This is a genomic window from Rhizobium sp. AC27/96 (assembly GCF_001692325.1).
Lineage (GTDB): Bacteria > Pseudomonadota > Alphaproteobacteria > Rhizobiales > Rhizobiaceae > Rhizobium.
This window is the reverse complement of sequence record NZ_LXKN01000053.1, coordinates 1-2,500: the sequence shown is the minus strand read 5'-3', so window position 1 is coordinate 2,500 and position 2,500 is coordinate 1. Positions and strand designations below refer to the sequence as shown.

At 54.5% G+C, this 2,500-nt stretch carries 1 tRNA gene and 2 rRNA genes (1 of these 3 cut by a window edge); all 3 read left to right on the top strand.

Features of this window, described 5'->3' with window-relative positions:
* Positions 1–1,543, top strand: a 23S ribosomal RNA gene (locus A6U86_RS27685); it begins 1,318 nt to the left of the window's first position.
* A 232-nt stretch (positions 1,544–1,775) separates the two neighbouring features.
* Positions 1,776–1,890, top strand: a 5S ribosomal RNA gene (gene rrf, locus A6U86_RS27680).
* 384 nt (positions 1,891–2,274) lie between these two features.
* A tRNA-Met gene (locus A6U86_RS27675) sits at positions 2,275–2,351 on the top strand.
* Positions 2,352–2,500 lie beyond the last annotated feature (149 nt).

Below are 2,500 nucleotides of genomic sequence, written 5' to 3'. Positions count from 1 at the left end.
GTACCTGTGAGGGGCCCTGGAGGTATCGGAAGTGCGAATGTTGACATGAGTAACGATAAAGAGGGTGAGAGACCCTCTCGCCGAAAGACCAAGGGTTCCTGCTTAAAGTTAATCTGAGCAGGGTTAGCCGGCCCCTAAGACGAGGCGGACACGCGTAGTCGATGGGAACCACGTTAATAATCGTGGGCCTGGTGGTAGTGACGGATTGCTTAACTTGTTCACACTTATTGGATTGTGTGGGCGGGGACGCGGTTCCAGGAAATAGCTCCACCGTATAGACCGTACCCGAAACCGACACAGGTGGTCAGGTAGAGTATACCAAGGCGCTTGAGAGAACTATGTTGAAGGAACTCGGCAAATTGCACGCGTAACTTCGGAAGAAGCGTGACCCTTATATACGCAAGTATGTGAGGGTGGCACAGACCAGGGGGTAGCGACTGTTTACCAAAAACACAGGGCTCTGCGAAGTCGCAAGACGACGTATAGGGTCTGACGCCTGCCCGGTGCTGGAAGGTTAAGAGGAGGGGTGCAAGCTCTGAATCGAAGCCCCAGTAAACGGCGGCCGTAACTATAACGGTCCTAAGGTAGCGAAATTCCTTGTCGGGTAAGTTCCGACCTGCACGAATGGCGTAACGACTTCCCCGCTGTCTCCAACATAGACTCAGTGAAATTGAATTCCCCGTGAAGATGCGGGGTTCCTGCGGTCAGACGGAAAGACCCCGTGCACCTTTACTATAGCTTTACACTGGCATTCGTGTCGGCATGTGTAGGATAGGTGGTAGGCTTTGAAGCAGGGACGCCAGTTCTTGTGGAGCCATCCTTGAAATACCACCCTTATCGTCATGGATGTCTAACCGCGGTCCGTTATCCGGATCCGGGACAGTGTATGGTGGGTAGTTTGACTGGGGCGGTCGCCTCCGAAAGAGTAACGGAGGCGCGCGATGGTGGGCTCAGACCGGTCGGAAATCGGTCGTCGAGTGCAATGGCATAAGCCCGCCTGACTGCGAGACTGACAAGTCGAGCAGAGACGAAAGTCGGTCATAGTGATCCGGTGGTCCCGCGTGGAAGGGCCATCGCTCAACGGATAAAAGGTACGCCGGGGATAACAGGCTGATGACCCCCAAGAGTCCATATCGACGGGGTTGTTTGGCACCTCGATGTCGGCTCATCGCATCCTGGGGCTGGAGCAGGTCCCAAGGGTTTGGCTGTTCGCCAATTAAAGCGGTACGTGAGCTGGGTTCAGAACGTCGTGAGACAGTTCGGTCCCTATCTGCCGTGGGTGTAGGAATATTGACAGGATCTGTCCCTAGTACGAGAGGACCGGGATGGACATATCTCTGGTGGACCTGTTGTCCTGCCAAGGGCATAGCAGGGTAGCTACATATGGAATGGATAACCGCTGAAGGCATCTAAGCGGGAAACCAACCTGAAAACGAGTGTTCCCTATCAGAGCCGTGGAAGACTACCACGTTGATAGGCCGGGTGTGGAAGTGCGGCAACGCATGAAGCTTACCGGTACTAATAGCTCGATTGGCTTGATTGTTCTCATTGCCAGTGCTCATCAGACGAACGTAAACGTTCATCTGCATTGAGTTTTGTCCTCACGCTGTCGCGATCTTCGATCGCTGCGCTGCGGACGGCGCGCCGGATCTCCGGCGACGCGCTTTGCGCTTGCGGTCTTTGACCGGAAACGCACCAACGACGTGTTTAAAAAAATCCAGCTTCTCAAATCGGGCTAAATCCGCAAGGTTTAGCCCGAAGTTGCGCTTTGCCGACCTGGTGGTTATGGCGGGGTGGCCGCACCCGTTCCCTTTCCGAACACGGCCGTGAAACGCCCCTGCGCCCATGGTACTTCGTCTTAAGACGCGGGAGAGTAGGTCGCTGCCAGGTCTGCCAAACGCAACTCAGGCTAAATTGCATCGCGGTTTAGCCTCGTCTCATGAAAATGAGGCAATCTCAATCTTCTCATCACACAAACGGCCTAGCCGTGTTACAATAGGCCGCTCACAAGCGGCCTTTGTCGCTTCTGGAAAGAAGCAGCAAACGCTTCTGAAATCTGGTGGGAATCCAAAATAAGGGTGCCCACACGCGACAAATCCTCCGGATTTGCGCTGGTAATACGAGACAAAACCTCCGGGTTTGCTCGGACGCGATAAACCCTTCGGGTTTACGCTGATAATACGCGATAAACCGCTTCGCGGTTTACGCTGATGACGCAAGCCGAACACGGCTTGCTTCGTCGAGACGAACTGAAAAACAGTTCGCTCGAGATGGCGCGGGGTGGAGCAGCCCGGTAGCTCGTCAGGCTCATAACCTGAAGGCCGCAGGTTCAAATCCTGCCCCCGCAACCAAACACAAAAAGGCCCGCACAAAGCGGGCTTTTTGTGTTTCTATGCCTCCGCGCAAGCACGCAACCACGCCAAAACCAGCCCCAAAACACCCAAAATAAACCACAGCATCAAGCAGCATCAAACCGCCTATGCAAAAGGCTGCGGACGTG